Annotated in this window: 21 protein-coding genes, 1 tRNA gene and 1 pseudogene; 10 read left to right on the forward strand and 13 right to left on the reverse strand. The window is 70.3% G+C overall.

The features are described from left to right. Together FL583_RS42710 and mscL are read left to right on the forward strand one after the other, a co-directional pair. Positions 1–360 (forward strand): FmdB family zinc ribbon protein, encoded by a 360-nt coding sequence (locus FL583_RS42710; protein WP_142703725.1) that lies wholly within the window; start codon positions 1–3, stop codon positions 358–360. 2,885 nt (positions 361–3,245) lie between these two features. Next, on the forward strand, positions 3,246–3,626 hold the full coding sequence (gene mscL / locus FL583_RS07395; RefSeq protein ID WP_142703726.1) for a large conductance mechanosensitive channel protein MscL: 381 nt from the start codon (positions 3,246–3,248) through the stop codon (positions 3,624–3,626). Between the two features lies 1 nt (position 3,627). Here mscL and FL583_RS39990 read toward each other — a convergent pair whose 3' ends face one another. Together FL583_RS39990 and FL583_RS07400 are read right to left on the reverse strand one after the other, a co-directional pair. After that, positions 3,628–3,795, reverse strand: coding sequence for a hypothetical protein (locus FL583_RS39990; RefSeq protein ID WP_170323533.1), 168 nt, complete (start codon positions 3,793–3,795; stop codon positions 3,628–3,630). A gap of 75 nt (positions 3,796–3,870) precedes the next feature. Continuing rightward, entirely contained in the window at positions 3,871–6,480 is a 2,610-nt protein-coding gene (locus FL583_RS07400; protein WP_205751913.1) for a penicillin acylase family protein, read from the reverse strand. Between the two features lie 80 nt (positions 6,481–6,560). Between FL583_RS07400 and FL583_RS07405 the strand changes: the two genes are divergently transcribed. Next, the gene (locus FL583_RS07405; RefSeq protein ID WP_142703727.1) at positions 6,561–7,562 is read left to right on the forward strand and encodes an MBL fold metallo-hydrolase; all 1,002 of its coding nucleotides are present in this window, start codon (positions 6,561–6,563) and stop codon (positions 7,560–7,562) included. A gap of 12 nt (positions 7,563–7,574) precedes the next feature. On the opposite strand, the gene FL583_RS07410 is transcribed toward FL583_RS07405, so the two are convergent. Beyond that, complete coding sequence (locus FL583_RS07410) at positions 7,575–8,177, reverse strand: TetR/AcrR family transcriptional regulator (RefSeq protein ID WP_142703728.1); 603 nt, start codon at positions 8,175–8,177, stop codon at positions 7,575–7,577. Positions 8,178–8,519: 342 nt separating this feature from the next. On the opposite strand from FL583_RS07410, the gene FL583_RS07415 reads away from it, so the two are divergent. The 5 genes from FL583_RS07415 to FL583_RS07430 all read left to right on the forward strand — a co-directional run bounded on the left by FL583_RS07415 (position 8,520) and on the right by FL583_RS07430 (position 14,062). Further along, positions 8,520–9,884 (forward strand): amino acid deaminase/aldolase, encoded by a 1,365-nt coding sequence (locus FL583_RS07415; protein ID WP_142703729.1) that lies wholly within the window; start codon positions 8,520–8,522, stop codon positions 9,882–9,884. Between the two features lie 10 nt (positions 9,885–9,894). Continuing rightward, a complete protein-coding gene (locus FL583_RS07420; RefSeq protein WP_142703730.1) occupies positions 9,895–11,217 on the forward strand; it encodes a D-arabinono-1,4-lactone oxidase in 1,323 nt (440 codons plus the stop codon). Positions 11,218–11,608: 391 nt separating this feature from the next. Beyond that, on the forward strand, positions 11,609–11,767 hold the full coding sequence (locus tag FL583_RS39995; RefSeq protein WP_170323534.1) for a hypothetical protein: 159 nt from the start codon (positions 11,609–11,611) through the stop codon (positions 11,765–11,767). Positions 11,768–11,883: 116 nt separating this feature from the next. Beyond that, positions 11,884–12,894 carry a glycosyltransferase family 2 protein gene (locus FL583_RS07425; protein ID WP_142703731.1) on the forward strand — a complete coding sequence of 337 codons (1,011 nt, stop codon included), beginning with the start codon at positions 11,884–11,886 and terminating at the stop codon, positions 12,892–12,894. 28 nt (positions 12,895–12,922) lie between these two features. Next, positions 12,923–14,062, forward strand: a complete 1,140-nt coding sequence (locus FL583_RS07430; protein ID WP_142703732.1) for a lysylphosphatidylglycerol synthase transmembrane domain-containing protein — start codon at positions 12,923–12,925, stop codon at positions 14,060–14,062. Between the two features lie 49 nt (positions 14,063–14,111). On the opposite strand, the gene FL583_RS07435 is transcribed toward FL583_RS07430, so the two are convergent. The 9 genes from FL583_RS07435 to FL583_RS07475 form a co-directional block, all read right to left on the reverse strand. Next, entirely contained in the window at positions 14,112–14,846 is a 735-nt protein-coding gene (locus tag FL583_RS07435) for a class I SAM-dependent methyltransferase (protein WP_142703733.1), read from the reverse strand. A 5-nt stretch (positions 14,847–14,851) separates the two neighbouring features. Next, entirely contained in the window at positions 14,852–15,973 is a 1,122-nt protein-coding gene (locus FL583_RS07440) for a glycosyltransferase (protein WP_142703734.1), read from the reverse strand. A 62-nt stretch (positions 15,974–16,035) separates the two neighbouring features. Beyond that, positions 16,036–17,637: a phospholipase D family protein gene (locus FL583_RS07445; RefSeq protein WP_142703735.1), complete on the reverse strand. Its 1,602-nt coding sequence runs from the start codon at positions 17,635–17,637 to the stop codon at positions 16,036–16,038. A gap of 30 nt (positions 17,638–17,667) precedes the next feature. Continuing rightward, positions 17,668–20,283: a class III lanthionine synthetase LanKC N-terminal domain-containing protein gene (locus tag FL583_RS07450; RefSeq protein ID WP_142703736.1), complete on the reverse strand. Its 2,616-nt coding sequence runs from the start codon at positions 20,281–20,283 to the stop codon at positions 17,668–17,670. A 499-nt stretch (positions 20,284–20,782) separates the two neighbouring features. After that, a complete protein-coding gene (locus FL583_RS07455; RefSeq protein ID WP_142703737.1) occupies positions 20,783–21,235 on the reverse strand; it encodes a hypothetical protein in 453 nt (150 codons plus the stop codon). Between the two features lie 126 nt (positions 21,236–21,361). Then, on the reverse strand, positions 21,362–21,919 hold the full coding sequence (locus FL583_RS07460) for a MarR family winged helix-turn-helix transcriptional regulator (RefSeq protein WP_142703738.1): 558 nt from the start codon (positions 21,917–21,919) through the stop codon (positions 21,362–21,364). 132 nt (positions 21,920–22,051) lie between these two features. Continuing rightward, positions 22,052–22,537 carry a DUF421 domain-containing protein gene (locus FL583_RS07465; protein WP_142703739.1) on the reverse strand — a complete coding sequence of 162 codons (486 nt, stop codon included), beginning with the start codon at positions 22,535–22,537 and terminating at the stop codon, positions 22,052–22,054. Then, entirely contained in the window at positions 22,537–23,055 is a 519-nt protein-coding gene (locus tag FL583_RS40785; protein WP_205751914.1) for a hypothetical protein, read from the reverse strand. The genes FL583_RS07465 and FL583_RS40785 overlap by 1 nt, the downstream gene beginning before the upstream one ends. A gap of 8 nt (positions 23,056–23,063) precedes the next feature. Further along, positions 23,064–23,531: a MarR family winged helix-turn-helix transcriptional regulator gene (locus FL583_RS07475; RefSeq protein WP_142703740.1), complete on the reverse strand. Its 468-nt coding sequence runs from the start codon at positions 23,529–23,531 to the stop codon at positions 23,064–23,066. Positions 23,532–23,585: 54 nt separating this feature from the next. On the opposite strand from FL583_RS07475, the gene FL583_RS07480 reads away from it, so the two are divergent. Together FL583_RS07480 and FL583_RS07485 are read left to right on the forward strand one after the other, a co-directional pair. Then, positions 23,586–24,860, forward strand: coding sequence for a multidrug effflux MFS transporter (locus tag FL583_RS07480; protein ID WP_205751915.1), 1,275 nt, complete (start codon positions 23,586–23,588; stop codon positions 24,858–24,860). Then, positions 24,851–24,923 (forward strand) — tRNA-Arg (locus FL583_RS07485). Before FL583_RS07480 ends, FL583_RS07485 begins: the two co-directional genes overlap by 10 nt. Positions 24,924–24,939: 16 nt before the next feature. Here the strand turns inward: FL583_RS07485 and FL583_RS07490 are convergent. Then, positions 24,940–25,254: pseudogene (locus FL583_RS07490) on the reverse strand (tyrosine-type recombinase/integrase); the annotation flags it as partial. Positions 25,255–25,532 lie beyond the last annotated feature (278 nt).

Raw genomic sequence — 25,532 nt, forward strand, 5'->3', positions numbered from 1 at the left:
GTGCCGACCTACCAATACAAGTGCACGGCCTGCGGCCACCGGCTCGACGCGGTCCAGTCGTTCTCCGACGCTCCGTTGACCGAGTGCCCGAATTGCCAGGGTGAGCTGCGGAAGCTGTTCTCGTCGGTGGGGGTCGTGTTCAAGGGCTCTGGGTTCTATCGGACGGATTCGCGGTCGGGGTCTTCGAGCTCGGAGCCGGCGAAGAGCACGGCGGATTCTTCTTCTTCCTCGACGAAGTCGGACAGCTCTTCTTCTTCGTCCTCGTCGGGGGGGTCGGGGTCTTCTGGGTCGTCGGGGTCTTCTGGGACCTCCGGGTCGTCGGGCTCGTCGGGTTCGTCTTCGACGAAGGCTGCGGTCTAAGTCGCGTAGGTCTTTCCAGCCGGTCCCTAGCAGGTGGGGGCCGGCTGGTTGCGTTTGTGCACGGGGTGGGCGGTTGTCCACAGGGCGGGTGGCGTGGGCGTGGGGGGTGGGGGTTCGGGGCTTAGCGTCGCCCGGGGAGGTGGGGCGGGCGCGGCGGACGGAGCGGCTCGATGCCCCGCGGTTGTACTTGCCTCGGGTCACGGTCCGGGGCGTCTGCGCGAGCGTGTTGGTGGCCGCGGCCGCGGTGATGGTGGCGGTTGATCGGGGCAGCGCGCCCGGCGAGGGCGCACCGCCGCCCACGACGACGGCGGGTGCTCCGACGACGGCAGGCGCTCCGACGACGGCAGGCGCTCCGACGACGGCAGGCGCCTCGACGACGGCGGGCGCTCCGACGACGCGGGTCTCGACGACGGCAGGGGCTCCGACGACGGCGGGGGTTTCGACGGCGGCAGGGGCTCCGACGGCGGCGGCGACGGCGGTTTCGACCGCGGAGCCGGAGCCCGCGCACTCCGGCTCGGCAGGCAGCAGCCCGACCTCGAACGGCGGCCCGGTCTCCGCTGCTGGCGGCGTGGCACCGGGCGGCCCGGATCCGCGGACCGGCGCCGCACAGGAAGGGACCCCGCTCCCCAACCCCGCCCCAGGGGGCACCGCTGCCCGTTACGGCAACCCGGTGCCGGATCGCACCACCCAGCCGGATGAGAACGCTGGGACCAATGGGCGCACAGGGCCACCCGCAACCACCGAAAAGGGCGACAACGCCGCGAGGAGCCGCAGCGGCTCTTAGCGCCACACCTCGCGGGGGGCGCCGGCGCACGCGGAGACCCGCATGTCTTCGCCCAGCGTCAGGCCAGCCGGCCAGACGGGATCAGGCGTCACCGGACCGCGACGACACCGGACCAGCCGCCGATACGAGCAGCCGCGGAGTTCTAAGCAGCCGCAAGGGCTGGGTGGCCGCGGGGCCGCGCGGGGCCACCCATGACCGCGCAGCGGCGGGAGGCCGCGCACCGCCGGGAGGCCGCGCAGGGCTGATGGGCCGCGCAGGGCTGATGGGCCGCGCAGGGCTGGGTGGACCCCATGCCCGCGCGAGCCACACGGCACACGGGGCTGAGTAGTCGCGCAAGGCTGGGTGGACCCGATGCCCCCGTCGGGCAACACGGCCGCACGGACTACAGAGGGGGCAGACAGCCGCATGGGGCCACATGGCCGCCCGGGACTGGATAGCCGCGCGAGGCTGGGTGGCCGCGCAGCAACGGCGCTCGGCGGCGTACGGCGGGCAGGGTCGCTCGAGATCGCCCACTAGCTCTGCGCCTTGCCGCAGCGTCGGAACGAGCGGTCGGGACGGCCGGTGAAAGCCTCGGTTCGCAGCGGCGCAGAATCACCCGGCAGCATCCGACCGGCGGCCATTTCCTACCGGAGGGACGCGCCGATCATCGGCCCGCCCCCACGCCGAGGCGCAGGCTCTGCCTTGCGCGATCGGCCGGCGTCGAGCAGAGCGGAGGGCGGGCGGCAGCACCGGCCCGAGGCCCTTAGCGGCAGAACGCCTGCCGAGCGGCGCCCATCTAGCGCAGGTCCGGCGAAGCCGTTGCGGCATCGTGGAGCCAGCGCCACGGACAAATCAGCTCACGGATGTGGCTCAGCAGCGCGCATCTGCCGAGTGGGCGCGCGTTGAGCGGTGGGTCCGGTCGGTGTGCCGGCCCCGGAGGCGACGGCAGGGTTCACGATCGCCGGATCGACGATGCACCAATATCGCGGTGCGGGCAGCACCGGCCCGAGGCCCTCAGCAGCAGAGCGTCTGCGAGCCCGGTGCACTTCCGGCGCCGGTCTGGTCGAGCCACTGCGGCATCGTGGAGAGCCGCGACGGACAGTGCGTCTCGCGGTTGTGGCTCAGCAGCAGGCATCTGACGCGTGGGGCGCGCCGAGTGGTGGGTCGGTGAGCACGGTGCCCGGAAGCGACGGCAGAGTCCGGGATCGCCGGTGCACCCCTGCCGCGGTGCGCCTGTGCCGTGGGCGGGCGGCACCGGCCCGATTCCTCGGCGGTAAAGCGTCTGCCGAGCCTGGCGCGCGTTTCGCGCAGGTCCGGCGAAGCTGCTGCGGCATCGTGCAGCGGTCGGCCCGGACAGTGCAGCTCCCGCTGGGGGCTCAGCAGCGGCATCTGCTGAGTGGGGCGTGCGCCGAGCGGTGGGTCCGGTGAGCACGCTCCCGGAGGCGACGGCAGAGTTCACGATCGCCGGATCAGCGGTGCGCCCATGCCGCAGAGCCCGTACGCCGTGCCCCGGTGCCCCATGCCGCGGTGCAACGGTGCCCCCGCGCGGCGGTGCAACGGTGTGCCCGTGCGGCGGATGCGCCCGCGCGGCGGTGCAACGGCGCGCCCGTGCCCCCGGTGCGCCTGTGCCCCGGTGCGCCTGTGCCCAGGTACGCCCGTGCCCCGGTGCGCCTGTGCCCCGGTGCGCCTGTGCCCAGGTACGCCCGTGCCCCGGTGCGCCCGGGCTGCGCTGTAGCGGTGCGACCATGCCGCCGCGACCGCGCCGCCGCGACCGCGCGGCGGTGTAGCGGTGCGCTCGTGCGGCGGTCCGTTTGGGCGGCGGCTCGGCGGCGCGGGAGATAAAGCCGATGACCTCGACCACGCGCACCAGCAACAGGCCCGTCCGGACTCGCTCCAGGGATTCGCCCCCGGCCGGGAGAGGCGCCGGCCCTAGCCGAGAACTGCCCTGCCCTCGCGCCCGCGAGCACGACCGACGGCTCCGTTACAGTGCGGTCGCCCGGCCTAGAACCGCCTCATCGCGGGATTCGTCGCGGCCACTGCGAGGCACTAACAAACTGCCCCGTCCCGGACGGGACGAACTACCTACCAACCCCCACTCACCGAACCCTCGAGGACAGCGCACATGTTCAGTGGATTCCGCGACTTCATCCGGCGCGGCAACGTCATCGACCTCGCCGTCGGCGTCGTGATCGGCGCCGCCTTCACCACGCTGGTGTCCCAGTTCGGCAAGTCGTTCCTCACCCCGCTGATCCAGCTGGTCACCGGCGGCAACAAGGTGAGCGGAACGTTCAAGATCCGCGAAGCCGTTTTCGACTACGGATCGTTCATCACCGCGCTCATCGTGTTCCTGCTGACCGCCGCGGCGTTGTACTACGTGGTGGTCGCTCCGATGAACCGGCTGAACGAGCTGCGCCGGCGTGGTCAGGAGCCCGACCCGGCCCCGCCGTCCGAGGAGGTCGTCCTCCTGACCGAGATCCGCGACGAACTGCGGAACCGGCGCTGAGTCACGCGTCCCAGTGCGGGGGACGATCCTCCAGCAGCTGCAGGTCGCGAAGTTTGCGGGCGGCGGCGTCGCGCCAGTCGGTGTCGACGTCGTCGGCCGTCTGATCAGGGAGAACGATGAGGTCGGTGTCGTCGACCATCGGTACCTCGCGGTCATCGTCCGACGCCATGCTCCCCGTCCTTCCACGCTTCCTGCGGTTGACCCGCCCCAAGCCTACGCGGCTCGCGACACCCCTGGATCCGCCTCAAGGCGTCAGATTCTGGACATACTTCGCCTCGGATCGGATCGTTTCCGGGCGCCACCTCATCGCCGTTGTCTCACCGTTCCGCCAGAGTTCAACCTGGTCGCTGTAGTGATCGGAGAACGGATGGCCGGACTCCCCGGTCAGGTTCACCCAGCGTGACCGGTCGAGGTCGGCCAGGTCGACGACCATCCGCATCGACGGCACCCAGTCGACCTGATAACCGTCCGGCGCGTACGACCCGGTCGCGTCCACCACGCTGCTGCCGCCGGCCAGCTTGTACGGCCCGCGATTGAAGATCGCCTCGATCAACCCGATGCCGGAGTCCCCGAACGACTGGTTGCGGATCGTGAGCGTGTGCAGGTCACCCCACCGCCACTCCGACGGGTCGTCGCCGAGCCGGTCGGTCAGCTCGTCCACGGCATCCGACGACGCCAGCCGCAGGATGTCGTCCCGCTTCTCCACCGCCGCCGTACCCTTCCGGTCCCACCAGGGCGACGTCGGATCACGCAGCAGATTGCTCACGACCTCGAACCAGCGGCTCCCGCCGTCCGGCCGTAGATCCGCAGGCAGCTCGTCGAACGTCCGCGACAGCAGCGCCCGCCAGACCGCGTTGAAGTACGCGGCCGCGGCCGAGTTCTCGGTCTGGTTGTAGTCCCACGTCTTCAGCAGCGACGTCGAGTCGAACGGCTCCAGCAGCGGCACCAGTTCCTTGGCGATCCCGCTCTGAGTGTCCATCTGAATCTCCGACATGTCGGCCGCGTCGATCTTCCCGACCGCGAACTTCGCCTGGAGCCGGGCCTCGATCCGGGAACTCCGGTAGCCGTAGTCCCAGTCGTAGCCCAGGATCGGCCCGGCCCCCTCGGCCACCGGCGCCTGGTTCGCGGTGACGACGTATCCAGCGGGCGGGTTGTAGGCGTACGGCATCTGCTCGAACGGCACCGAGCCCGCCCAGTCGTAGCTGGGATTCCAGCCCGGCACCGGGAACAGCCCGTCGCCGCTGCCGCGGACCGGGATCGTGCCCGGGGCCTGGTAGCCGATGTTCCCGTCGACGTCGGCGTAGATCATGTTCTGGGCCGGCACTGCGAAGTTCCGGGCGGCCGCCCGGAACTGGTCGAAGTTCTGCGCGGTGTTCAGCGCGAACAGCGCGTCCGCGGTGCGGCCGGGCGTCAGCGCGGTCCACTGCAGGGCGACCGCGTAGGCCGGCGACGCCGGCCTGGCCTTCTGCGTCGGCACCCCGGCCGCGTCCACGCCCGGTTTCGCGCCGACCTTCCTGAGGTCCGCGTCCTGGTCGGACAGCAACGGTCCGTGCACGGTGCTGCGAATCGTCAGTCGGACGTCGTCCCCGCCGGCGACCTTGATCGTCTCCGTGCGGGTGACCAGCGGAACCTGGTCGCCGTCGCGCTCGTACGAGTTCCCGTCGACCTTTTCCAGGTACAGGTCGGCGACGTCCGGCCCGAGGTTCGTGAAGCCCCAGGCGATCCGGGCGTTGTGGCCGATGACGATGCCGGGGACGCCGGAGAAGCCGAACCCGGAGACGTCGACCGGGCAGGCCGCGCTCGCCCTCGTGCAGTGCAGGCCGATCTGGTACCAGATCGACGGCATGACCGGCCCGAGGTGCGGGTCGTTGGCCAGCAGCGGCTTGCCGGTCGTCGTGTGGGTGCCGGAGACCACCCAGGAGTTCGATCCGAGCCCGTCGCCGATGCCGAGCAGCTGCGGGATCCGGTTCAGCCTGTCCCCGAGGTCTTCGAGCGACCCGCTCAGCGAGCTCAGCGCGGCCTGCACGGCCGCGTCCGGGCCGGTGCCCCCGCCCCCGCCGCCCGCGGTACCCGGCCGGGCCGCCCCGGAGGATCGGCTCGGCGACGTCGGGGACGGCGCCGACGGCTTGAACGCCCCGTCGACGATCGCGCCGGACTTCAGGATCGGCGGGTGCTCCTGGTACGGGTAGGCCGGGAACAGCTCGTTGATCTGGTCCCAGGTGAGGCCGGCGGCCAGCAGCCGGGCCCGCTCCAGCTCCTCGGACATGTTGCTGCGCAGGTCCCAGGCCATCGCCTTGAGCCAGGCCAGGCTGTCGACCGGCGACCACTTCTCGATGCGGTACCCCGAGTTCTGCAGCTTCAGCACCGCGTACTCGACGCCGGCCGACGTGCCCTGGTGCTCGCTGATCCAGGCGTTGACGCCGGCCGCGTACGACTCGAGCCAGCTCCGGGTCTGCGGTGAGAGCAGCGGCAGCTCCTGCTCGGCGACCCGGCGCCAGCCCATCGTCCGGATGTACTTGTCGGTGTCGACCTGCGACTTCCCGAACAGCTCGGAGAGGCGGCCGGCGGTGACGTGCCGACGGAAGTCCATCTCCCAGAACCGGTCGGTCGCGTGCAGGTAGCCCTCGGCCTTGAACAGGTCGTCGGCGTTGTCCGCGTAGATCTGCGGGACGCCGTAGGAGTCCCGGTAGACGTGCACGGTCGACGAGAGCCCGGGCACGGCCACGGTCCCGGTCCAGTCGGGCAAGGATTTGCGGAACGTGAAGAACACCGTGCCCGCCACCAGGCAGGCCACCACCACGATCGTGATGACCAGATACAGGCCGAACAGCCGCAGAACCCTAACCGCGTTCACAACCGGAGAATTTAAGCCCTGGGGCACTCGCCGGGCGCAGTTAGCCTGGTAATCAGCTCTCTGGAAAAAAGGGGTGGCTCATGTTGGACGCCGACCGGCTCGCCCGCGCTCGTCGAACCCGCCTCAACGCCGACCGCCGCAAGCGCGGCGACCGGATCTGGCCCGAGTCCTTCACCGACCGTCTGACCAGCCCGCTCCCGGGCCCCAGGGAGCAGCTCCAGCTGTTCCGCAACGGACGCCCGAAGGTCGACCGCGCCGACGCCGTCGACATCCCGGTCGACCGCTCCGGCTTCGTCCGGGCGACCGGCCAGGAGCAGCTCGTCGTCACCTGGGTCGGGCACGCCAGCTACGTCGTCCAGATCGGCGGGCTCACCGTGCTCACCGACCCGATCTGGTCCGACGCGATGCCCGGCGTCGCCCGCCGGGTCACGCCGCCCGGCGTCGCCTGGGCCGACCTGCCCCCGATCGACGCGGTCGTGATCAGCCACAACCACTACGACCACCTGGACGCTCCGACGATCCGGCGTCTCCCCCGCGACACCCCGATCCTGGTGCCGGCCGCGCTCGGCGAGTGGTTCACCCGTCGCGGGTTCACCGACGTCAGCGAGTTCGACTGGTGGGAGTCGACGACGCTGGCCGGCGTCGCGTTCGACTTCGTGCCCGCCCACCACTGGAGCCGCCGGTCGCTGACCGACACGTGCAAGACGCTCTGGGGCGGCTGGGTCCTCACCGACGACGCCGGCCGGCGTCTGTACTTCGCCGGCGACACCGGCTACGGGCACTGGTTCAACGAGATCGGCAGCCGCTACGCGGGCATCGACCTCGCGCTGCTGCCGATCGGCGCCTACCACCCGCGCTGGTTCATGCAGCCGGTGCACCTGGACCCGGAGGAGGCCGTGCGCGCGTGCGGCGACCTGCGCGCGACGCGGATGGCGACGATGCACTGGGGCACGTTCGTGCTCACCGGCGAACCGCTCACCGAGCCGCGCGAGCGGGCCCAGCGGGCCTGGGCCGACGCCGGGCGCCCGCGCGAGGACCTGTGGGACCTCGCGGTCGGCGAGTCCCGCGAGCTGCCTCGTTGAGCGCGAGCCCGGCTACTCCCGCGATCCCAGCTGCACGTACCCCTCGAGGTGGATCCGCAGCATCCGCCGACCCTGGGTGAGCACTTCCTCGTCGCCCTGCGGATCCCGGCTGAACGCGAACTTGATCAGCGCGTCCGCGACCTTCGTCGTCGTCAGCAGGGCCAGCCGTAGCGACGGCGTGTCGACGACGCCGAACCGGGTGTGCAGCAGCGTGGCGACCCGCCCGGCCAACACCGAGTCGTTGTCCTGGGTCGGGTCGAGCAGGTGCGTGTCGACGATGTCGCCGAAGCGCACGGCCCGGAACCCGGGGTGATGACGGCACAGGTCGACGTAGATGTCGAAGGCGCCCTCGACCGTCGCCCACCAGTTCTCGTAGCCGCTCTCGGCCAGCATCGTGTCGAGACGCTCGGCGAACACGGTCATGTTGCGGGCCGACAGCGCCTTCACCGCGGCCCGCTTGTCGGCGAAGAACTGGTAGAAGGACCCGGGCGAGACCCGGGCCCGGCGGGCGATGAGGCTCGTCGTCGTCGCCTCGTAGCCGCGCTCGGCCACCAGGTCGCCGGCCGCGTCGAGGATGCGCTCGACGCGCTGCCGACTTCGCTGCTGGCTGGGCATCCTTCGGAGCGGCTCGGCCGAGGAGTGCTCGGGAAGCCACAGGTCGGGCTCACGCCCCGGGCCCCGTCTCGGACCCGGACGCGCTCCAGCACGACCGCCGAGCGGTCGTGACGGCTTTCCGGGGATCTGCGCCGTCTGTCGGACTGTGGTCACGGACTGAGTATCTCTTGTGAAGACGCTTCAGAGGTGCACGGCCGGACTTAGGCTGTGGTCCGGCCCGATCCGGACCTGGGGAACGACGACTGGAGGCGCCGGATGGCACGGCCCGGCAATTCACCTGGCAATTCGCCTGGTCACGCGGGTTTCCCCGGCTCCGAAGGCACACCCGACGATTCGCCGACGATGCCATTGCCGGCCGCCCACCCGGCCGCCGAAACAGAGCCTCGGCGCGCGCATCCCGCACCCGCTCAGCCCCGTACCCGCGGTGGTTCGCCGCATAGCGTAGAAAAAAGTGCGGAACCGGACATCGAGCCGCGCAACCACCTGTCGCCGGAGGCGACCTTCGCCCGGCTCGAAACGGCGACCGCCCACCTGGAGCCACCGTTCGCGATCCTCGACCGGAGCGCGTTCCGCGCGAACGCGGTCGCGCTGACGCGGCGGGCCGCGGGGACGCCGATCCGGATCGCCAGTAAGTCGGTCCGCTGCCGGACGGCGCTGATCGAGGCGCTGTCGCTCGACGGGTTCGCCGGAGTGCTCGGGTACACGCTCCCGGAGGCGCTCTGGCTGGCCGCGGGCGAGGGCGCGAGCGCGTTCAGCGACGTGGTCGTGGGCTACCCGACCGCCAACCGGGCCGCGCTGAAGCAGCTGGCCGACGACGAACGGCTGGCCGGCCGGGTCACGCTGATGATCGACTCGATCGACCAGCTCGACCTGATCGACGAGGTCGCGCCGCCCGGACGCCGGGCCGAGCTCCAGGTCTGCCTCGACCTGGACTCCTCGCTGCGGATCGGGCGCCGGGTACACATCGGTGTACGGCGGTCGCCGGTGCATACCCCGGCCGACGCGGCCGTGCTGGCCCGGCGGGTCGCGCTCCGGCCGGGTTTCCGGATCACCGGCGTGATGTCGTACGAGGCGCAGATCGCCGGGGTCGGCGACGCGCCGCCGGGGCGGTTCTTCCGCGGGCTGGCCGTCCGCTGGATGCAGCGGCGCTCCTGGAAGGAGCTGCTGGAACGGCGGGCCACGGTGATCGACGCGGTGCAGAACGCGCTGCAGCAGGTCGGGGCCGAGCCGCTGCGGTTCGTGAACGCGGGCGGCACCGGCAGCGTGGAGAAGACCGCCGCGGATCCGGTGGTGACCGAGGTCGCGGCCGGTTCCGGCCTCTACGGGCCGACGCTGTTCGACACCTATCGCGCGTTCACGCCCCGCCCGGCCGCGATGTTCGCGGTCCAGGTCGTGCGCCGTCCGGCCCGCGGCTGGGTGACCGCGGCCGGTGGCGGGTGGATCGCGTCCGGTCCTCCCGGACCCGACCGCTTGCCGACGCCGGTTTTTCCTCCGAACCTGACGATGGCCCCCACGGAAATGGCCGGTGAGGTGCAGACTCCGCTGCATGGCGACGCTGCGGACGCGCTGAAGCTCGGTGACCGCGTGTGGTTCCGGCACGCGAAGGCCGGCGAGCTCTGCGAGCACGTGGACGTCCTGCACGTCGTCGACGGAGACCGGGTGGTGGACGTGGTGCCGACCTACCGGGGTGAAGGCCGAGCATTCTGAGGAGCAGCCGATGACGGTCGTGGCGCCGCCCGCCCAGACGTGGGTGAACTGGGGTCGCAATCAGCGCTGGACACCGGCGGCGGTGGCGACACCGGCGAGCGTCTCCGACCTGGCCGCTGTGCTGATGGAGGCAGCCGACCGCGGGCTGCGGGTCAAGCCGATCGGCGCCGCGCACTCGTTCACCGCGATCGCGGCCACCGACGGGGTCCAGATCTCGCTGGACGCGCTGACCGGCGTGGTGCGGGCTGATACCTCGTCGGGGCTGGTCACGCTGCGGGGCGGCACCCGGCTGCGGGACATTCCCCGGCTGCTCGCGCCCTACCGGCTGGCGATGACGAACCTCGGCGACATCGACTCCCAGTCGATCGCGGGCGCGATCTCGACCGGCACGCACGGCACCGGCGCGTCGTTCGGAGGCATCGCGACGCAGGTGCGGGGGCTCACGCTGGTGCTGGCCGACGGGTCGGTCGTCGAGTGTTCTTCCTCGGTGGAGCCGTCGCTGTTCGAGGCGGCCCGGCTGGGGCTCGGGGCGATCGGCGTGATCGCGGCCGTGACCCTGCAGTGCGAGCCGGCGTTCTTGCTGCGTGCGGTGGAGAAGCCGATGCCGCTCGGCGCGATGCTCGACTCGTTCGACGACCACTGCGAGGCCCACGATCACGTCGAGTTCTACTGGTTCCCGCACACGTCGGGGACGCTCTACAAGCAGCACACGCGGCTGCCTGCCTCGTCCGAACGGCGGCCGCTCTCCCGGGGCCGGGCCTGGTGGGACGACGAGTTCCTCTCGAACACGGTGTTCGCGTGGGCGTGCGAACTCGGACGGGCCGCGCCGCGGGCGATCCCGCCGCTGGCCGCGGTGTCGGCTCGGGCGCTGAGTGCGCGGGAGTACACCGACCACTCCCCCGCGGTCTTCACCACGCAGCGGCGGGTGCGGTTCCGGGAGTCGGAGTGGTCGATTCCGCGGGCGGCCCTGCGTGAGGCGATCACGGCCATCGGCCGGGTGATCGACCGGCGCGGGTGGCGGATCTCTTTTCCGGTCGAGGTGCGGGTCGCGGCGGCTGACGATCTGTGGATGTCGACGGCGTACGGGCGGGATTCCGCTTACGTCGCGGTGCACCAGTACCACCGGACGCCACACGAGGAGTATTTCCGGGCGGTTCAGGAGATCATGGTGGGGTTGGAGGGGCGGCCGCATTGGGGTAAGTTGCACTATTTGGATGCCGCTGGGTTGGCTGGGCGGTATCCGCGGTTTGGTGAGTTCCTGGAGGTTCGGGATCGCGTGGATCCGACCCGGCGGTTCGGGAATGCGCACCTGGAACAGATTCTCGGGTCGTAGGGCGCAGCCCGACGGTCCCGGCTACGACGGAGGCTCCGCCCCAGTCGGCTGCGTTGCCTCCCGGCAGACCTTCCGCACCGAGACGGCTGGGGGCGTGTTCGAGAAGTCGGTCGTTCGTTGGTGATACGTGGCTCGTGGCGCCCTGACGAACGCCGAATGGGAAGTCCTGGCGGCGGTGTCACCGCCGACGAAGCCGAGTGGTCGGCCGCCGCGTCCGCCGGCACCGCCCCGGCGAGCGCCTGAACGGCCCGGGCTTGCCGGCCGACCGATCTCGGCGGGCCGTGCGCGAATTTTGTCGGGGGGTAGTGGTTACATCGATGTAAGTCAGAGCTGTAACCCCCTGGAGGTGGACATGCGAGCCGAGCGTTGCACCGATTGCCGAAATGGGTTGGTGTCCGCGGAGGCGTGGGAGGCCTGGTTCGCCCGCTGCGACGAGGCCGCCGAGATCCTGCTGGACGAGCGGCCCGACTGCGAAGAAGAGATCGAGTGCCCGTCCTGCGGCGGCACCGGGCGCCGCCGGCGGCAAATCGTCCACCGGCACGCTGCCTGATCCACCGTAAAGGCCGATTTCACCAGCGTTTTTCGGGTGACCCATCGTGAACGGCTAAGCTGTCGCACGCTTCGACAAAACGCCCGGCAGCCGCATCGACACCCCCGCGAGAGGCCATGAACGCCGACCCGACGACCACTCTCACCGAGGCCGCTACCCCGCACGCCCGTCACGCCAGCGTCAGCGGTGGCGACCCCGCGCAGCCGCAGGGTGCGCTCAACGAGCTCGACCACGGGCCGAACACCCTCGACGCGACGATCGTGCTGCCCTGCTACAACGAGGGCCCGCACGTTCTGCTCGAGCTCGAGCGCATCACCCAGGCGATGGACGCCAGCGGCTTCCGCTACGAGCTGCTCGTGATCGACGACAAGTCGACCGACAACACGCTCGAGGTGCTGCAGGAGGCGCTGCCCCGGTTCCCGCGCATGCGGCTGATGCCGTTCCAGCGCAACGGTGGCTCGGGTACCGCGCGGCGGATCGGTAGCGCCGAGGCCTACGGGCGCATCGTGGTCTGGACCGACTCGGACATGACGTACCCGAACGAGCGGATCCCCGAGTTCATCCAGTACCTGATCGACCACCCCGAGACCGACCAGGTCGTCGGCGCGCGCACCACCGAGCAGGGCACCCACAAGTTCCTCCGGGTGCCGGCCAAGTGGGTCATCCGCAAGGTCGCCGAGACGCTGGCCGGCACGAAGATCCCCGACCTCAACTCGGGCCTGCGAGCGTTCCGCCGCGACGTCTCGCTGCCGTACCTGCGCCTGCTGCCCCCCGGCTTCAGCTGCGTGACGACGATCACGCTGTCGTTCCTGAGCAACCAGCACACGGTCGACTACCTGCCGATCGAGTACGCCAAGCGCGCCGGCACGTCGAAGTTCCACTTCGTCCGCGACGCCTACCGCTACATCCTCCAGGTGCTGCGGATGGTCATGTACTTCAACCCGATCAAGGTGCTGATGCCGCTGGCGTTGGTGCTGCTCGGCGTCGGGTTCGTGAAGGCGATCGTCGATGTGGTCATCTACTTCTTCCGCATCACGACGAACTCGCTGCTGCTGATCGTGACCGGCCTGCTGATCGCGTCGGTGGCGCTGCTCGCCGACCTGATCGTCCGCTCCCGGGCCGACTGACTTGCCCACTCAGGGTGGTTCCACTGCTTTGCCGAACGACGCGGAGGTCTCCGACGGTGAGTCGGTGACCGACGCGTCGTCGGGTTTCGGCCCCAATGCCGACGCTATGCACAGCGCCACCGCAAGCGCCGAGCTGTCGGCGGTGCCCAGCGAGCCTGAAGAAGCCGCGGTCGAGTCGGCGGAGATCGCGTCCGGCGGGCACCCCGGCGAGCCTGCCACTCCGAACGGGGGGCGCGGCCGTGCCCCGAAGGCGCGGCGCGGCCGGGCGGTGCTGATCACCGCCGCGAAGGTTCTGCTGCTCGTTCTGATGATCGCGTTCGCCGGCTGGGCGCTGGCCAAGAACTGGGACCGGTTCACCGAGGCGCTGCGGGAGCTGAACCCGTGGGTCGCGGTCGGGTCGCTACCGCCGGTCGCGTTGGCGATGTTCTGCGCCGCCCAGGTCTGGCGGACGCTGCTCTCCGACCTCGGCGCGCCGATCCCGGCCTGGGCCGCGGCCCGGATCTTCTTCATCAGCCAGCTCGGCAAGTACCTGCCCGGCTCGGTCTGGTCGATCGCGACCCAGATGGAGCTCGGCCGCCAGTACAAGGTGCCCCGGCGGGTCGGGTTCGCGGTCGGCGTGCTGGCGCTGCTGCTGACCGCCGCGGTCGGGCTGCCGGTCGCGGCCGTGACGCTGCCGCTGGCCGCTCCGGACGTGCTGGGCCGCTACTGGTGGGGGATGCTGGCGATCCCGTTCCTGCTGGCGTTCCTGCACCCGCGGGTGCTCGGGCCGCTGGCGAACTTCGCGTTCCGGCTGATCCGCCAGCCACCGTTGCCGAAGCTTCCGTCGCTGCTCGGGATGACGAAGGCGGCCGGGTGGCAGGTGCTCGTGTCGGTCTGCTTCGGCGTCCACGCGTGGATCCTGCTGATGGGCCTGGGCGCGCCGGTCGGGCCGTCGCTGCTCGCCGGCGTCGGCGGGTACGCGCTGGCCTATGCGCTCGGTCTGCTCGCCATTCCGCTGCCGGCCGGGCTCGGTGTCCGCGACACGGTGCTGCTGGCGACGTTCGCAACCGTGGTGAGCGGGCCGCAGGCGGCGGTCGTCGCCGTGCTCTCCCGGGTGGCGCTGACCGTGATCGACCTCGCGCTGGCGTCCGGGTTCCTCGCGCTGAGCCGCCGGGTCAAGAGCTCCTGACGACAACGAATCGGGGCTTCCGGCAACGCCGGAAGCCCCGATTCGTTGTTCAGCCCTTGGGGCCGGTGGCGACCGCAAGAAGCCCGATGCCCTTCGAGGGGGCCAGTTCCTGGATCAGGGTGAACGGGGCCATGCCGAGCTTCAGCACCTGACCGGCGGCCTTCTTCGGCTGCAGGAACCGCCCCGAGGTGGCGCCCCGCTCCTCGATCACGTCCGAGACCGGCGCGGCGGGCTGCTCGAGCTTCTTGGCCGAGACCCGGTTGCTGACCGCCTCCAACGCGTAGCCGACCGGCCAGCCGTAGCGGCGCACGGCCACGTCGGTGCACCCGACCGACGTCAGCAGCTCGGTCAGCTGCTCGGCGCTGTACCGCCGGTAGTGCCCGACCAACTCGTCGGACGGCCCGAACCGGTGCTGGTCGGCGGGCACCGACACCATCAGCTTGCCGCCCGGCTTGACGAACTGGACCCAGTCGGCCAGCACGTCTTTGTCGTCGGCGATGTGCTCGAGCACCTCGAACGCGCACACCAGGTCGAACTCGGCGCCCTCGGGCACCTTGTGGTGGTCGCCGTGCAGGACCGTGCCGTCGATGCGCGACGAGGCGGTCTGCCACGACGACTCGTCCGGCTCGACGCCGGTGTAGGTCGCGAGCTGCGCGAGCCGGGCACCGACCGCCCCCTGGCCGCAGCCGAGCTCGAGGATGGTCTTCGGCGCCAGGCGCTCCAGCGTCGGCCGGACCACCGCCCAGCGCAGGTTGGCCCGTGCGGTCAACGGAGGGGTAGGCATGTCGTTCAACCTCGCGTGGGGACTGGAGTGTTTACTCGGTCGCGCAGCGCCGCCACGACCCGGGCCGGATAGAAATGCTCTTCGGCGTGCTGACGGGCGGTGGTCTTGGCGGTCTTGAGAGCGGCCCGGTCGGCCGCCAGCTTCCGGAGCGCGTCGGCCAGCGCCTCCGCGTCCCCGGCCGGCACGTAGATCGCGGCCTCGCCCACCATCTCCCGCTGCGGCGGGGTGTCGGACGTGACGACCGCGCAGCCTGCGGCTGCACCCTGGTACACCTTGGTCGGGACGACGTTCTGCGCCTTCGCGGTGGTCCCGAAAATGCCCAGGCTGACGTCGTGCGACGCGACGAAGGCGGGGAGGTCGGGCCCGGCGACCCAGTCGATCCATTCGACGTTCGGGTTGGCGGCGGCGCGGGCCCGGCAGTCGGCGTGGTCCTGGCCTTTGCCGACCATCGTGACGTGAATGCCGGGTTCGTCGGCGAGCAGCGCCAGTGCGTCGCCGAGGTAGGCGGTGCCGTGCAGGGGCGTGAAGAGCCCGACGAACACGACTTGGAGTGGCTCGGAGTCGGCGCGGTCGGCGGTCTGGGCGGCGAACCAGGCGCGGGTTGCGCCGACCGGAGTGACGACTGCTTTGTCGTGGGCATCCGTGGGGAGCGCGGCCAGGTGCTCGGGCGTATCCACGACTACGACGTCGGCGCTGTTCAGCGCCTTGCGGTCGATCCAGCGGAGCAGCTTCTGCTTGGCGCCGCCCGAGCCGGCCAGCCCCCGGTCGGTCGCCGTGCCGGCCGCCGACACGAGGTGGTCCAGCACGATCGGCGTCTTCCGGAACAGGAACCGCGCCAGCCGGACGTCGAAATGACCGAGATAGCCGACCAGGACGGCGTCCACCTCGCCGTCCTTGCGGGCGCGCCGGGAACCGGCGACCAGGCGGGACCAACAACGGCCCAGCTGCCAGGCCAGGACCGGCAGCCGCCAGGGCTGCTTGAGCATCTGCACGCGGCCCGCGGTGTCGAGCGGCAGCGGGTCGTTGACCTCGACGACGTCGTCGCCGGCCTCCCGCAGCCCGTCGATCAGCACCGCCACCCGGGGGTGCCGATGGACGTCGTAAGTGCCGAAAGCCAGCCAGCGCACCGAGCCAGGCTACCGGGCGGGCCCCAAGAACCCGAATCAGCCGCTCGGCGTCGGCGCCACCCTCAGAAATCGTCCGCTCTCCGGAGCTTTCGCGGGCGTCCGTCCGGATCCAGCAAATACTGGTACAGCGGATCCGCCCACACCCCGGCCAACCTCGGCAAACTCGCCGGCCGATATGGCCTCAACCGCCCCGCCGGGCGCTCACCCTTCGCCCCCTGCCGATGCCACTCGTCCAACCCCTCGGCCGACTTCGCGAACGCGTCGAACGCCGCTTTCGGGTCCGCCAAGGCGTCCAGATCGGCATCCGAGAGCTCCAGGTGCTCACCGGCCAGTGACAACCGCAGGTTCCGGGCGTAAGCCCGGGCGCCGTCACCGAGGCCGGCCGGATCGACGGGCTCGCGCCGGTCGCGCTCCTCGTCGATCACCGCGCACGACAGCTCCGAGTCGTAGGTCCACGACCTCCGATTGAGGTTGTCGGACCCGACCACCGCCCAGATGTCGTCGATCACGCAGACCTTCGCGTGCACGTACACCGGCGTGCCCTCGCGGTTCTCCGGCCCGTACACCGCGATCCGGTCCGGCGCGACCGCGCGCAGCTTGTCCAGCGCCCGGTTCCGGCCGAGGTTCTCGCCCGTCGTCGACAGCCCGGTCTGGTCGGGAAAGGACGGCACGACCGCGATCAGGTGCAGGTCCGGGTTCGCCTTCAGCGCCTCCGCGAAGCAGGCCGCCACGTCGGACGACCACAGGTACTGGTCCTCCAGGTAGATCAGCCGCCGCGCGCGCTTGAGCGCCTTCAGGTAGGCGCGCGCGATGCTGCGCTCGCCCTCCGGCGCGAACGGGTAACTGTTCCGCCGCCGGTGCGGGTACGTACGCAGGATCTGGACGTGCTGGGAGCCCGCATTCGGAGGGTCGTCCGGCTGGTCGGGCAGCGGGTCCGGCGTGATGTCACGATTCGAGACCCGATCCCGGGCCACGCGCATCGGGTTGTTCGACAGCGGGCTCGGGTCCTCCCACCGCTCGCGGAACACCGTGTCCACGTCGCCGACCGCCGGGCCCTGGATCCTCACCTGCACGTCGTGCCAGGGCGGACGCTCGCCGTAGACGTCGGGCATCGGCTGGGCCTGGGGGTCACCGGCGTGATCGGCGTCGTCACGCCGGCTGTGGCCGAGGTCGATGCCGCCGACGTAGGCGATGTCCCGGCCGGGGTCGCCGGGATGCCGGACCACGACGAACTTCTGGTGGTGCGAGCCGCCGGTGCGGACCCGCATGTCGAGCAGCACCTCGCCGCCCGCTTCCTCGATCTCCACGCCGAGGTGACGGTTCTCCTCGGCGCTGAACTGGAGCTTGTCCAGGTGCGAGCGCCAGACCAGACTTTTGACGACGACGCCCCGCTTGGCGGCGTCGCTGAGGACCGAGCGGACGGTCCGGTCGGGCTCGGCGAGCAGCTCGTCGGGGTCGCCGCGCCAGTCGGTGAAGAACAGGATGTCGCCTTTTTCGGCCGCGTCCACCGCGTGGAGCAGGTCGGCGAAGTACGTCGCGCCGTGGATGAGCGGCCGGACGTCGTTGCCGCTCGTCCAGGCCGCGCCGTCGGGGTGGCGGGAGTCGAGCCGGGTCGCCGGGTTGCCGCGCTCGTCCGCCGAGAGGAACCAATCGTCGAGGGGCATGCAGTGCCGATACCCCCTACCGGCGGAGGCTTAATCAGGCCCGGCCAGGCCGGGGAAGCGAATCCGCTCGCCGGCCTCACCCAGACGCAGACGGAGCGCGAGATGGACGATCCCGCCGAATCCCACCATCAGATCCGGGCCGACGTGCTCCGGGCCGTCGACGACCCAGTACACGTCGCGCCGGCCTCGGCAGTGGCGGGCGGCGAGCGTTCGGCCGATCTCAGCCGCCGGTTCCGCGAATTCCGACGTGTCCAGGGTGGCTCCGACGTCGAGGAAGATCTCGGCCAGGCCGGCCGTGCCGTGGCAGAGCGAGAGGTTCGCGGCGTTTCCGTGCATTTCGCGTCCGCGCAGGCACTGAAGCGCGATCTTCCGCCACTCGGCACCACCCGTGCCGGCGTAGAGCTCGGCGAAGAAGAGGGAGATGCCCGGCGCACCGTGGCACCACCAATGCCAGTGCTGCGGGTGCTGGTCGCCGTAGGGCCAGGACAGCGCCCCTCCGGATGCCTCGGCGCAGCGGCGTAACCAGTCCCCCGCACGCTCGGCCGCGGCCATCGCCTCGGCCGATCCGGTCCGGCGCGCGACGACGGCCATCCCGTAGCCGATTCCAGCGACGCCGTGCGCGAATCCGGTCAACGTCTCGCCGGACATGCCCGGAACGCCGTCCGGCGTCACCCAGGATCCGTCGGCAGCCTGCGTGTCGATCAGACGAGCAGAGAGACTCCCGATCCGGGCCGCACATCGCGCCCGTAGTACGTCGTCGTCGAGCAGCGGTTGCAACTCGCCGAGGCCGGCCAGGACGCCGGCGGCGCCGTGGGTGAAGTCCAGCAACGGGATCTCGCCATCCAGCACCGGCTCCCAGAGATGCTGGGCGTCCTCGTCGGAGAACGTCACCAACCTGGCCGACCGGGCCCGGTACAGGCCGATCAGTACACCGGTCTCACCGAAGTGCAGACCGGGCAGACCGTAGTCGGACGCGCGGGTGTCGGCGAGGAGCCACTGCCCGTTGGCCTCGACGACCTTCCGATGTTCGTCGGAGAGCGTCAGGTGCGGTGACGCGGTGGCGCTGAGCGACAGGACGCCACTCGCTCCTCGGTTGAGGCTGCGGCGCAATTCGAGGTGTGAGCCGGCCGACGGCCCCGGCAACGGAACCGAGAGCCACCGGTTCGCCGTGTCCAGAACGGCCGGGCTCGTCAGGGTGTCGAGCGCGGCCGGGAGGAGCCCGGTCAGGTCGGGCGTCGGAACGACGCCGGGGTCGGTCGTCGGTTCCAGCCCGGCGCAGATCTCGGAGACCGTCGGGCGGTTCGCGGGATCGACGTCCATTCCGGCGCGGATCGCCGCCCACAACGCCGTCGGCACCGACCGGCCGAGGTACCGCAACGACGCCCAGTCGTCCGAGGCGGCCGGCGCGGGCAGCCGGCGCGGGTCGATCGAAGTGAGGGCGAAGAGCACCAGCGCCGCAAAAGCGTGGACGTCCATGGCGGTCGTGGGAACCGCGTCGGTCCGTTGCTCGGGGGCCAGGAAACCCGGGGTGCCCTTTCCGAACGGCGCGGCTTGTTCGTCGGCACGCCAGGCCAACTCCAGATCCGACAGCAGCACGCGCTCGTCGTCGGTGAGCAGGACGTTGGAGGGAGACAGGTCACGATGCACGATCCCGAGCCGGTGAAGCCCCTCGACCGCCCGGCCCACATCGCGGAGCCGGTCGAGAACGCTCCCTCGATCCACGGATGTGCAGGCATCGATCGACCGGTGATCCAACCGACGGCGCAGCCATTGTTCGAGGTCGCCGCCGCGCTGGAACTCCAGCGGCAGGACGTGCCCGCCGGGGAACTCGACGAGGTCCTCGGCCGGCGGAGCCAGGCCGGCTCCCGCTGCGATCGCGTGCATCCGACGCTGATGGGTGAGGCGGTCCCGGACGTCTCGGCCGTGGAGATCCGTCAGCGCGTTGAGGCGACCGAACTTGAGAATCATCGGCCGGACCGACTCGGAGGCCGTGTCGAAAGCTTGATACAGGCCACCCCAGGGCCGCCCGTGAAAACGGTCGACGACGAAGTAGCGCTCGCCGATCATTCCCTCGGGTTCGGGAAGGCGGTCACGGCGGAAACGAGCGGGCGTCCGCCCGTCGAAGGCCTCGAAAAACCGGCGTTCCGCCGTGGCGTAATCGTAAACGTCGCGGACCAGTTCCCCGTCCGCTTCGATGAGGCTCTCGGATTCCCCGAGCGCGGTCCGGCGGATGATCGGATTGAACGATCCGTATCGGACGAACACCGGGCCGCCGAGCCAGACGTCGTCCGGTACCTGCGGGCCGGTGAGATCCGGGAAATCCCGCCGTAAGGCGTCTACCAGCGCGACGAACTCGTCCTCGGAGCGCGGGTAGATGGTCGCGCATTTACCGACCTGGGTGTCGCCGAACGAACCCTCGTTGAGCAGTGCGACGATCTCGGCCGACATGGCAACTTTGAACGGGACGCCGATCGAATGGCATTTCTCGATCAGACCGTCGGTGAGCGCGACCAGTTGGCCGGGACGGCACGAGAGATGAATCTTCCAGCCCTGCTGCTGCTGGGTACGGCCGACTTTCAGCCACGGCCAGCTGACGTCGTATTTCACTGATTCGTCGGCGAGCGTCGTCAGAGCGAGATCGGTCATCGGATCCTCCCTCGGGCGGAAGGGGCAGCCCCGCGGGCCCGCGTAGCTGCCCCGACCGCTTTCTAGTCCGGTCAGCGCCACCGGCGGGGTCGGCGACGCTGCACACCCGGAGGACGCTCCGAGGCCGGCACCACGACCGGATCGAAGCCGGCGGTGACCCCGCACGAATCGCCGCAGGTGTTGCCGCAACTGGTTCCGGTGCAGGTCACCGAGCAGGTGACCCCACCGCAGGTGCCGTCGCACGTGAAAGTGGTGCAACTGCACGTCTGACTCGCATCGCACCCGGTTGCCGGATCGGCCGAGTGCACGCCCGGGTGCGGCGCGGGGCCGAGCAGCCGCGCCAGCCGCGACTGCGCCGACTCCGTGCTGGAGTGGCGGATGTCGTTCCTCGACAACTCCCCCGGCAGCCGCGAGTCGCTAGCCGGTCCGAGCAGGAAATCCCGCACCAGGTCCGGATTTTCTCGCAGCAGTTCGACCAGCCGGGAAAATTCGTCGGCCTTCATCGAAAGACCGGTTGCCGACCAAAATTGCCGAAGTTGCCGCCACCGGGGTCGACGATGTTCGTCGTGAAACCGCAGCTGTTGCCGCAGGTGTTGTCACAGCTCGAGGAACACGTGTTCCCACACGCCTGAATCGTGTCCCGGGCGCGGGAGAAGAACGTCTCGGCCACGACCACTTCGGGCTGGTCGACGATGTTCGTCGTGAAGCCACAGCTCCCACCGCACGTGTTTTCACAGCTGGAGCTGCAGGTGTTACCGCAGGCGTTGACGACGCCGATCGCGCGCGCCACGGTTTCCGCGGGTGACCGTCCCATCAGCGAACCGATCTGCGCCCGACTGAGGGAATCCTTCATGTCCGGAACGAGAGTTTCCGGGGAAAAGATGAGATTGTGCAGGTATTCCGGCTCGCGCTCGGCCCGAGCGACGATTGCCGCAAATTGCTCCTGATCCATGATTTCTCCTGATCCGAAAGCGCCGTTGATCGGTCAATCGCTCGAGCGATGTCCGATGTTAGGCAGGCGAACGGAGATCAGAAATCAGGGTTAGCCACAATTCTGCCGCAGACTCGTTCAGTGAGCTCAGACCGCGATCGGCTCGGCGTCGGCATTGGTATTGGGCGTTGCCGTTGGCGCGGCGGGCCCCGCGGGCTCGGCCGAGGTGGACGGCGCCGGGATGAACGTCGGGCCGGGGCGGTAGGCGGAGGCGACGGAGTCGGCGAACCGGCGCAGCGAGCGGGCGAAGGTGACGACCTCGTCGTCGGACCAGTCCGCGAGCCCGCGCGAGATCAGCTCGACCATCTGGGTCCGGTGTTCGCGCAGGGTCTGGAGGCCGCTGTCGGTGATCGCGAGCCGGTGGACGCGACGGTCGGACGGGTCGGTGGCCCGCGCGACCATGCCCGCCTCGATCAGCGTCGCGACCTGGCGGCTGATCACCGAGAGGTCGACCCTGAGCCGCTCGGCCAGGTCGCTGGCCCGCTGCTCCCCTTCCGTCGCGAGGATCCCCAGCGTGGGGATGGCACCGGCCGCCCCGACGTTGTTGCTCCCGACCGCCGGGGCGACCCGGTGGAACTGCCGCTTGATCTCACCGATCGCGGGCAGCTGGTCGAGCAGCTGGGCACATGCCTCCTGCGACGCCATTGCCGCCTCCTAGTTAGTTGCTATGACCAACCATAGCGCGGATCTTGCGTTCCGCCATCAAAACGTGCGTGCTGAGCGACACACATTGCGGCGAATCATCACATAAGGAGGCGTCGGATCGATCGAGGTGGATCAACCGACCGGCGGCGGGTCGTCGGCGCCGCTCTTGCCGTTGCTGTCGCTGCGGGCGAAGAACGAGATCCGGCCGTTGGTCTCCATCACCGCGAACTTGATGTCGGCGAACCGCTCGAAGCCCTCCTGGCGGGCCGCGCCGATCAGGTCGTCCATGGACAGACGCTCCATCCGCATGGTCTCGAGCACCGGCTCGCCGTTCTCGACCACCACGTAGGGGACGCCGTGGACGAGCGGCCGGGTGCGCCGGTAGCGCCGCTGGAGCCAGCCCAGCCCGATCGTGAGCAGCGCGAACACGCTGATCGCGAGGATCCCCGAGGTCACCGAGTAGTCCTGCTGGGTGACCGCCTGCTGGATCAGGTCGCCCATCGTGACGTAGAGGAGCAGCTCGAACGTGCTCAGCTCGCCCAGCGTCGTGCGGCCGACCACCCGGGTGATCAGCCAGAGGAAGAAGAACATCACCAGCGCGCGGTAGACGATCTCCATCAGGGCATCAACCAGGTGCGGAAGCGGACGGTGGCCACGGCTTTCCCCTTGCTCAGAAGGCGGAGCTCCCCGTCGGTGCCGAGCTGGGACGACGGCTGGATGTAGGCGTCGAAGCTGAGCCGGAAGTCGCGGGCCGGCGGCCGGTCGAACGTCAGGTACAGAAACCGGCCGTCCGACGTCTCGGCCGACGGCTCGGGCTCGAAGCCCTGGCTCTCGAACAGCTCGAAGTACCGGGCGGTGACCGCGAGCTCGATGTCGTCGTCGAAGCCGGCCGGGTTGCTGACGTAGACCCGGAACGGGGCGTCCAGCCCGGCCCGGGCGACCCGGGCGTACTGGACCGTCAGCGTGTAACCGTCAGCCGTCGTCTTGGCGGTGCCGGACCGGACGCCGAACGCGCCGACCGCCCCGAGCAGGACGACGAGACCGAGCACGGCGGTCGCGGCGCGCCGGAGGGCCAGCTTGCGTGAGGCGTGGCGCTGATCGGGGCGGACCGCGTCCCGCAGTAGTTCGGCGCGCACCGCACCTCCTACCGTTCTCGTAGCGCTTGTACCAAAGCGCGCAAAGCTGGCACAGCTCCCTCTAGTGACTCTCTGTACCCCGGTTCCAACCGGCTAAGCGCGGCGTCGAGGTGGGCGTCCCAGCTGTGCTGGAGGCGTTCGAGGTCGCAGTGGGCCTGGTCGGTCAGCGTCAGGCGGGCGATGCGCCGGTCGTTCGGGTCGGCCGCGCGGATCATCAGGCCGCGGGCGACGAGGCTACGGACCGCGGCACTGACGTTGCTGCTCTTCATCCGCAGCTCGCGGCCGACCGCGCTGACGCTCGCGCCCGGGTGCCCGGCGACGAAGCGCAGCACGTCCCGCTCGGAATCGGGCAGCGGCACCAGGTTCACCTCGGCGTGCGCGGCCGCACGGAGCTGCCGCGAGACGTCGTGCAGGTGCGCCGCGAGCTCGCCTGAGAGGGAGGCCACAGCCGTCGGGGCTGTCTCCTCGGAGGACATGGACCGATACTAACTTATGTATGAAGTTATAGATTTTATCGTTGGGGTCGCTGAGTGTCTGCTGTAGCCGTTGACCGCCCGGTTCGTGCCCGGGAGTCGTTGTCGCTGGTCGCCGTGCTCGTGCTCGCCTTGCTGTCGGCGATCGCGCCGTTGGCTACCGACATGTACCTGCCCGGCTTTCCGACGATGGCCGACGAACTCGATACGGACGCCGCGAGCATCCAGCTGACGCTGACCACGTTCATGGCCGGGCTGGCGATCGGCCAGCTCGTGATCGGGCCGTTGTCCGACCGCTGGGGCCGGCGACGTCCGCTGCTGGTCGGGGCGGCGGTCTGCGTCGTGGCGTCCGCCTTGTGCGCCGTGGCGCCCAACGTCGGAGTGCTGATCGGCCTGCGGTTCCTGCAGGGGTTCTCCGGCGCAGCCGGGGTCGTGATCGGCCGGGCGATCGTGGCGGACACCGTCCGCGGGGTGGCGGCGGCCAAGATCTTCTCGCTGCTGATGACGATCGCCGGCATCGCGCCGGTGGCGGCGCCGCTGTTGGGCGGGGTGCTGCTCGGGCCGGTCGGCTGGCGGGGGGTCTTCGGCGTGCTGACCGCTCTGGCGGTCGTGATGCTGGCGGGGTCGTTCTTCGCGCTGCGCGAGTCGCTGCCGGTGGCGGCGCGGCAGGCGGGCGGGTTCTTGTCGGTGGCGCGGGGCGCTCGCCTGGTCTTGGGGAACCGGCGGTACCTGGGCTACGCGCTGGCGATGATTTTCGCGATGGGGGCGCTGTTCGGCTACATCTCGGCGTCGCCGTTCGTGTTGCAGACGATCTTCGGGCTGTCGTCGGGCTGGTTCTCGGTGGCGTTCGCGGCGAACGCGCTAGGGGTGACGTTCGGCAGCCTGGCGAACGCGCGGCTGGTGGGGCGGGCCGGAGCCCGGCGGCTGCTGGTCGTGGGCCTGGTCTCGCTGCTGGTGTGGTGTGTGGTTCTGGTCGTGTTGGCCGTCTCGGGCGGCCTGCGGGTGTGGTCGGTGCTGCCGCTGTTGTTCCTGTGCATCACGTCGCTGGGGTTCGTGATGGGAAACGCGACGTCGCTGGCGATCGCCGAGGCGCCGTCGGCCGCGGGCACCGCGTCGGCCGTGATCGGGGCCGGGCAGTTCACCGTGGCGGCGGTGGTGTCGCCGTTGGTGGGGCTGGGTGGGTCGGGAACCGCGGTCCCGATGGCGGTCGTGATGGTGGTGTCGGCGGGCCTCGCCGTGGCGGCGTTCGGGTTGCTTACTAGTGGGCGGGGGGTGGGGGGTTACCGATACGCTGGGGGCGCTCCGGCTACTTCGTCGGGTGCGCCCTCGTAGCTCAGGGGATAGAGCACCGCTCTCCTAAAGCGGGTGTCGGCAGTTCGAATCTGCCCGAGGGCACGTCTGTTTTCGCTGGTCACGGCGTTTCCTCCTTCCCCTCTTCGTCGGTCTTGTCGTCGGCAGTCCGCATCTGGTCCGCATCACCGTGGCCGACACCCTCGTCGAGCCGGTCGGCGAGGGTGTCGAGGTCGTCGTCAAACAGACCCGCGTAGACGTCGAGCGTCATCGCTGCTGAGGCGTGGCCGAGCATCTGCTGCACGGCTTTGACGTTGGCGCCGGCCGACACGGCGAGGCTCGCCGCCGTGTGCCGCAGTTCGTGCGGCGTGAGTCCGGGCAGCCCGATCGCGGTGGCCGCCTTGTCGAACGAGCGTCGCCGGAAGTTGGGCGACCGTCTCGACAACGACATCGCACCCGCAGCCAAGGCCGGCCTTGCCACCGTCTGGATCCGGCGAGGTCCGTGGGACTTTGTCCAACAGCCGAGTGATCCCAATACGCCAGCAGCTTTCCGCGAGACCATACCTACGGTGGCCGTCGCTAATCTCACCGATCTACATCGCCAGCTACTTTCGACCAATGCGTAACTCGCGTCTCAGTTCAGAGGGTGAGCGACCTCGCACCCGTAGCGATCGCGTCCCACGCCGAGTATCGTGGTGGCGACGAGGGGAGTAG

The sequence above is a fragment of the Cryptosporangium phraense genome (assembly GCF_006912135.1).
Classification (GTDB): domain Bacteria; phylum Actinomycetota; class Actinomycetes; order Mycobacteriales; family Cryptosporangiaceae; genus Cryptosporangium; species Cryptosporangium phraense.